Source organism: Lujinxingia vulgaris, from assembly GCF_007997005.1.
Lineage (GTDB): Bacteria > Myxococcota_A > Bradymonadia > Bradymonadales > Bradymonadaceae > Lujinxingia.
In genome coordinates this window covers 82215-89565 of sequence record NZ_VOSL01000146.1, presented here as the reverse complement: position 1 = coordinate 89565, position 7351 = coordinate 82215, and the positions used below count along the sequence as shown (strand labels likewise).

The window sequence follows — 7351 nt, the reverse complement described above, 5'->3', positions numbered from 1 at the left end:
CCCGGCGCTCCGAGCGAAACAGCTGGCTCCGCCGCGCCAGCCGCCTCCCCGGGTTCGGCCTCGCCGACGTCGACCGCCCCGGAAGCGGCGAGCTGGCGTGTGGCCGCGGTGCGCTCCTGGCCGGTGTCCACCGTGTCGAGCACCCGGGTGTGGGCCGCGGCAACCTGGGCGCTGAGCTGCGGCCAGTCCTCGGTGGTGCGCTGCCCGCTCTCGGCGGCGTCTTGAAACGCGGTGTCGGGAGTGTCTCCCAGGGCCTCTCGGAGCGCCTCGACCATCGCCACCGTTGAGGCGAAGCGATGCTTCGGTGCCTTCTCCAGCGCCCGCAACATCACGTCTTCAAAGGCCTGGCTTACCCGAAGCTCCGGGCAATACGTGCGCAGGGGCAAGGCCCGCTCGTTGATATGGCGAAGCGCCGTCTCCATCGGGGTCGCCGCCGAAAATGGGTTGCGCCCGGTCAACATCCGGTAGGCCACCACGGCCAGCGCGTATTGGTCGGAGCGCGCGTCGACCTCCCCGCCCAGAAGCTGCTCCGGCGCCATATACTGGGGCGTCCCCACCAGGGTGCCCGTCTGCGTTAGCCCCTCATCCTCCCCCGCCCCGGTCAGCGCTTTGGCGATGCCAAAGTCGATCACTTTAACAAAGTCGCGCTGCCCGGCTCGCTCCACCAACATGATATTTTTCGGTTTCACATCGCGGTGCACCAACCCTTGCTGATGGGCGTCCTCCAGGCTGTGCGCCACCTGGGAGAGGATCGCCACGGCCCGCTGCGGCGCGATGGTCTGCTCCAGATCCAGCAGTTCATCAAGCGTCTGACCATCGAGAAACTCCGTGACCAGAAAAAGAAACCCCGTCTCTTCATCGACCCCGAAGTCATAGAGCACGAGTGTGTGCGGATGCGTCAGTCGACTCGTAGCCCGCGCCTCGGCCCGAAACCGCTCCTCCACGCAATGATCATCGGCTCGGCCCGGTAAGAGCACCTTCACCGCGCAACGCCGATCCACCGAGAGCTGCCGCGCCTCAAACACCGCGCCGTAGCCCCCCTTTCCAATCATCTCTTTGAGCTCAAAACGCCCCGCGATCACCCGTCCATTGAGATCATCCAGTCGCATCGCACGTCCTCGTAAGGCCGGCCAGCGCACGCAGCGCTGCCCCGAACCATCGCGTTTCACCACGCGGCCGAGCCTACGACGAAACTTCCTCGCTCAGTCACAAACGACTTGCCAGAGAAGTCCCCCTCACAACGTGTGGACTTCCACTTCAGCGTTTCCAGTGCGAGAAGTCTAACACGCGCGCCCTTCGAATCAACCCGTGACGCCGCGCTTCCGCACTTGCGAGGGTCTGCGCCTTACTCCTCAACGGGGCGCGCCTTGAGCACCCACCGCCCGAGGCTCACCTGCCGGGGTACAGACCACTCCCCCACAAACTCGCCGGTGCGTTGCACTTCGGCCTCTCCCAGGGGCACGCCGCGCTCAAAACCGGCGGTCCCTGCCGGCACCAGCAGCACCTCCACCCGACGCGCCTCCCCTCGCATCACGCGACCGCGCACGCGCATCGCCGCGCCCCGCATCACCTCCCCGCTGGCTTCGAGGATCTCCACCCGGGGCGCCTCCGCGGCCATCGCAAGCTCGCGCGACTCGCCAGCCGGCGGACTGGCGAGAGCTGCCTCAGGCGCTCCCGGAGCCGACATCGGGGCATCCTCAGATGACGCGTCCCCGGCGTGCTCGACGCCCGCCTCCGCCTCCAACTCGTAGGCGGCGTCGCTCATCGCCCCATCGCCCTGCTCGCCAGTCTCCAGCGCGATGATCTCATCGAGGTAGCGTTGCGGCTGCGGAAACCCGTCGCGTTGCCCACCTTGATGCACCGAGTTCGACCCCATGTTCTGGTAGTTGAACCCGTCAGCCGCCCCGCCCAGATCGATGCGCCGCCAACCCTGACCCGGCCACCGAACTTCGACGAAGGCATGCGCCTCGTTGTACACATAGCGGCTCTCCAGCCCCAGTGAGCCCGCGCTGACCAGAAACGCCAGAGCGCGGTGACGGCACACCCCCACCTGCAATGTGGAGATCGCCTCGTAGCGGTCGCCGCCCACCTCATCCTGCGGGAACGGGCGCGCCTCAAAGTCGCGGTAGTAGCCGACCAGCGCGCGAAGCGCGTCCACCGGTGCGAGCCCCCGATCGATGCCTCGCGCCCCCAGCACACGCGCTGCCACCGCGCGCGCATCGGCGTCGCCAAGCACGCGCTCCGGCGACGCAAACTGCCCCCAGCTCACGTCCTCATGGAGCGCCCCATCGAAGTAAAATCGGTCTACGGCCAGCTCCAGGTTCACCCGCACCACGCCGTCGACATCGCCGCGCAAATAGAAGTTGTCGGCGCCATCGCGCAGCACCTCCACGTCCACCAGCGGCTCGGCGAGCACCTGCACCACCCGCTGGTCGGGCGCCACGCTGGGAATCGGGTGCGCGCGACCGGCCTCCATCCGCACCAGAAAACTCCCCCAGAAACGATCCTCGTTGCCCCTCGCAGCTCCGCCCCCGACCGGAACCGACGTCAACGAGGAGGAGCGCCGGCGCGTGCTGTAGGTGCCATCAGTCTGACGTGTCACCCCGTCATGGGCCACACCCCGCTTCCAGGGCACCACGCTGGGCTCAAAGCTCGCCTGATAATCCAGCGCGCTGACCCGGTCGGTGTTGGTATCAAGTGTGGCGTTTCCCGTGGCCGGATCGAGCCCGCCGTGCGGAGGCTCCAGCGGCGACTGCGCCACAGGCCCATCCGCCGTCCAGAACCACTCCTGGGCGCCGGCTTCGACGCTCAAGCCCGGCTGCCCCTCGCCGCTCCAGGGGCTGGGCCCCGCGCTACCCTGCCCGCCTGCCGCAGCGCCCACCCCGGAGGCATCGCTATCGACAGCCTCAAAACGCTCAGCGTCCAGGTGGCGATGCAACAATCGGTCGCCGCGTCGGGACTCCTGGGCCCAGAGCAGCGCCGGCAGCACCAACACCACCGCGGCCGCCGCTCCCATCGCCCGCCATGGCCACCGCTGAGCTTTGTCTCGTCGCACACCCTTCTCCCACGCGCCGCCGGTGATGGTTGTGAGCCTTTACAACCCCGAAGATCGCGACCCGCGCGTCGCCGCAGCGCCCACATCACCCGGAATTATCGCGTGCTCAAGGCGTGGGAACACCGGTGGTCGTCAACAACGCTTTCAAGTCTTCGTCATCAAAGCGAATCCCCGCCCCGATGAAGTAGTCGCGCCGATCGGGATTGATCACGTCATCAATGCCCCCGGAGATGTACGCAAACTCCAGAAAGCGGTACGTGCCGTAGGCGCGAAGACGAGGATTCTCGGCGGCGCTGAAGTCAAAGAGGTCCGTCTGAACTTCAAGCCGCCTGTCGGGAAACAGCCCCACGGTCGCACCGATTCCGCCGGTGCTCTCGATGATCCCGAAGCGCCCACCCAGGCGCAGCCAGTCCGCGGCCTGAAACGAGCGCCCCAGCACCAGGCTGAACTTAAACTCATCGGTCGTGGTGGTGCGCGTCTCCTGGTAGAGCGCGTCATCCACCGAGGGGTCGGTCGTGTTCACCCGCTCGGTCACCACCGAGGTGGAGCCGCGGAAGTCATCGACAAACTCAAACATATAATACTTGTCTTCGTTCGGCTCGAGCCGCAGCCCAAAGACGTTTTTGAGCTGCTGATTCTGCAGGTGGTACTCGCTGCGAAGCTCCACGATCGTGCGCAGGCGCGTGACCCGGCCCAGGAAGTCGCCGGCGTCATCCAGGATCTGCTCGGTGCGGTAGGCGATCGTCGGGTTGTTGATGAGCTCGCCAACGGTGCCCTCCCCTTCGTTGATCTTCTCGGTGATGTCCTGAACGTTCTGCAGGCTGTAGTTGAGCGAGTCCAGCGTGCGCTGCAGCCGCGCCAGCGTCCCCTGCATCGTGCCCAGGCCCGCCTGCACATCGGTGGTCGACTGACCGATGATGTAGCGCACCTCCTGCACAATCGCCTCAGTATCCCGCAGGATCGTATCGATCGACTCCGAGCCGCGGGCGGTCAAAAAGCTGATATCTCGCCCGATATTCGACGCATCCGTCACCAGCTGGTCGAGCTTGACGCTGTTCGTGGCCACAAACTGATTGAGCGTCGCCAGCACGCTCTGCATATCGTCGAGCATCTGCTGGATGCTGCGCTGAGCGTCCTCGCCACCAAACACCGTGGCCAGCGAGTTGGTCACCGCCTGAATGTCTTTGGTGATGTCATTGAGACGCTCAAAGAGCTCGTCCGGCCCCACATCTTTGATGATGTTGCGGATCGGGTCGCCGTTCTCCAGCACGCGCCCCTCGGTGCCAGGCGTCAGCTCCAAATAGTAATCGCCAATGAGGCTGGCCTGGCGCTTGGCCAGCGCCGCGCCGTTGGTGTCGAGACCATCCGGGTTAAGCTGCCCCTCGTAGAGCACGATATCGCCGCGTACCGAGACCTCCACGCGGGCACGGCTGCCATCGAGACGAATCGCATCAATCGTACCCACCGGGATACCCGCCATCTGAATGCGGGACTTCACCGCCAGACCGGTCACATCGTCGAAGTGGGCGTAATAGCGCTTGGACGCCTCAGCATCCATGTCCATATCACCGCTGAGCAGCGTCACCATCACGATGGTCGCAGCCACCCCGGCAATCACCAGCAGCCCCACCTTAAATGGCGTCATTACATCGGCTAACTTCATTGCGTTACCGCCTCACTGCGAGACATCTCTACGACCGGCTTCAAAGCGACCACATCGACACGGTCAGGGCGTAGTCTACCAACAAAATCGAAATACTGCTGGTCACCACCGACGAGGTGGTCGCCTCGCCAACACCTTTGGCGCCGCCCGAGGCATAGAACCCCTTGTAGCACCCCACCAGCCCGATGATCAGCCCGAAGCTCGCCGCCTTGATCGTGCTGAACAGAAAATCCTGAGCAGTGATAAAGCGGGTAATGTGATGCAGGAAGATCCCCGGATCGGAGTTCATCACCTCCACCGACAACAGGTAGGCGGCGCCAATCCCCACAAAATTAAAGAGCATGTTGAGCACCGGCACCATCAACGTGGTCGCCAGAATACGTGGCATCACCAGGTACTGAACGGGGTTGACGGCCATCACCGCCATCGCATCGATCTGCTCGGTGACACGCATCGTGCCAAGCTCGGTCGTCATCGCGCTGCCGGTACGCCCGGCGACCATCAACCCGGTAAACACCGGGCCAAGTTCGCGCAGAAGGCTGATCGCGACCGTCGCCCCCACCAGCGTCTCGGCGTTGAACATCCGAAACGCCATGTCGGACTGATACGCCAGCACAAGCCCGGCAAAGAGCCCGGTGAGCAATACGATAAAAAGGCTCCCCACCCCCACCGACTCAAAGCTCTGGAAGACGACGCGCACCCGGAAAGGAGGCCGAAACATCCACACCAGAGCCGAAAAGAGCATCGTCGCCAGCTGACCGATCTCTTCGATCGCGCCGATGACCTTCTCCCCCACCCTTTCAATACCGCGCTTTAACATCGCGCTCTTCATGTCGCGGAGAGCCCCGGCGAGCGCCCCTAACCAACCACCGTCGTAAAGCGAACTTTCGCAGAGGGCTTTACCACAGTGACAGCGTCGCGGTCACTTCCAACCGTCCCACCCTGCATCAATCGGGCAATTAACGGCGCCGCATCAGCACCGTCACCTTCAGCGCGTCGGCCTGGGAGGGAAGATCGTCTCGTGCAGCCAGCGCAGAGACGCGCTCGCGAATGCACCCCTGAAGCGTAGGTCGCTGCAGCGTGTCGAGCAGCACCTGCGCGCCTGCCGCGTTAGCGTCGAGCGACATCTTCAAGACCACCGCCCCCTGCAGCGAACGATTCTCCGCCAGCGCGCGCACGTAACAGGGGTAGACCGCACGCTCCACGCGCCCTCGCCAGGTCGCCTCCTGCGCCTCAAGGGCTTCATCTTCGATGGGATGCTCACCCGACCACCACATCAGGTCACTGACCTCGACCTGCGGGGCGGCGCGCTCGCCTCGCTCCATACCGACACCGGCCAGCGCGCGCTGCTGCAAATGCCACTGATGTCCGAACTCGGTGCGGTAGGTCGCCAGCACACCGTCACTGGCATCGACAAGCTCGGCACGCAGAAGATCGCTCTCCACCACGCGTTGTCCGTCTTCGCCCGCCTCACAGAAGGTCTGCTCATAGTCATCATGAGCCGCCAGCAACACCTCCACGCGCAGAAACACCTCCCCCATCGCCGCGCGTGTCATCACATCTTCAACCTGTTCTTCTCCCACCTCGAAGTAGAGCACGCACTCATTGCGAAACCGCAGAGTGTCGCCGGCGCCCACCACCGGGTGGTAGCGAAACCCGCTTACGCTGAGCAGGCCGCTGACCCGATCGTAGCCCAGCGACGACTCATCGACCCCGTAGATGTCGAGCTCATAGAGGCGATGAACCACCTCGCGGCGCGCCTCATAGTAGCGGGTATGCGCCTCGTCCGGACACCGGCGCTCCGCGCCCTCGCCGCGATCAGCCTCGGCGGAGACAAGCTCCGAGGACGTCGTCATCTCCGAGGACGCCGCATCGTGCGCGCCCTCGCCATCCGTACCCGTCGTCATCTCGGGCATGTTCGGCGAGCTGTACGCGCAGATTGCATCGATCTGGGCCTGCTCGGTCAGGCGCGCGGGCTCTTCCGCACTCACCCCGGGACCGAAGGCCATCAGAAACACCCCACACGTTAGCACGCTCGCATACCCCTTGCTCATAGCAAGGCCTCGATCAGCTGCCGCGCTTCGGGACGCGTCCAATCGTAGTCGCCCACGAAGCGCGCGATGACGGTGCCGTCGCGATCGATGATGTAGGTCTCCGGGATCATCTCGGTGCCGTAGAGGCGGCTGACCTGGTTCTCGGCGTCCAGGAGCACCGTCATCGCGCTGCGCTGACCGGGCAAAAACTCCTGCATAAAGCCGTCGACTTCCGCCCACTCCGCATCCAGGCTCACCGCGACCATCACCATCCCCTGGTCGCGATACTGGCGCACCAGCGCCTCCATCGAGGGCATCTCTTTTCGGCAGGGCTCGCAGAAGCTCGCCCAGAAGTTCAAAAAGACCACCTGCCCCTGGTAGCGGGAGAGGGCGTGCATCTGCCCCTGGCGGTCCGGAAGCTCAAAGCCCGGCGCAGCGCGGTCCACCCACTGCCCATCCAGCGCCACCACCGCGTCGAGCAGGCCCGGATCGCGGTAAAAATACCACGACGATCCGCCCACGCCCGCGATTAGCGCCACCAGCGCCGCCACAATCATCCATCGTAACTGTCGGTCGAACATAGGGTCCTGCTCGTTGGTG

Annotated in this window: 6 protein-coding genes; all 6 read right to left on the bottom strand. The window is 64.7% G+C overall.

Features of this window, described 5'->3' with window-relative positions; translation table 11 throughout:
• Positions 1 to 1109, bottom strand: a 1109-nt coding sequence (locus FRC96_RS20695; RefSeq protein WP_146977445.1) for a serine/threonine-protein kinase, incomplete at its 3' end; no start/stop codon positions are given.
• 236 nt (positions 1110 to 1345) lie between these two features.
• Complete coding sequence (locus tag FRC96_RS20690; RefSeq protein ID WP_146977444.1) at positions 1346 to 3055, bottom strand: transglutaminase-like domain-containing protein; 1710 nt, start codon at positions 3053 to 3055, stop codon at positions 1346 to 1348.
• A 106-nt stretch (positions 3056 to 3161) separates the two neighbouring features.
• Positions 3162 to 4718, bottom strand: a complete 1557-nt coding sequence (locus FRC96_RS20685) for an MlaD family protein (protein ID WP_146977442.1) — start codon at positions 4716 to 4718, stop codon at positions 3162 to 3164.
• Between the two features lie 40 nt (positions 4719 to 4758).
• Complete coding sequence (locus FRC96_RS20680; protein WP_146977440.1) at positions 4759 to 5538, bottom strand: MlaE family ABC transporter permease; 780 nt, start codon at positions 5536 to 5538, stop codon at positions 4759 to 4761.
• Between the two features lie 139 nt (positions 5539 to 5677).
• A complete protein-coding gene (locus FRC96_RS20675; protein WP_146977438.1) occupies positions 5678 to 6772 on the bottom strand; it encodes a hypothetical protein in 1095 nt (364 codons plus the stop codon).
• A complete protein-coding gene (locus FRC96_RS20670) occupies positions 6769 to 7332 on the bottom strand; it encodes a peroxiredoxin family protein (protein ID WP_146977437.1) in 564 nt (187 codons plus the stop codon). Before FRC96_RS20670 ends, FRC96_RS20675 begins: the two co-directional genes overlap by 4 nt.
• Positions 7333 to 7351 lie beyond the last annotated feature (19 nt).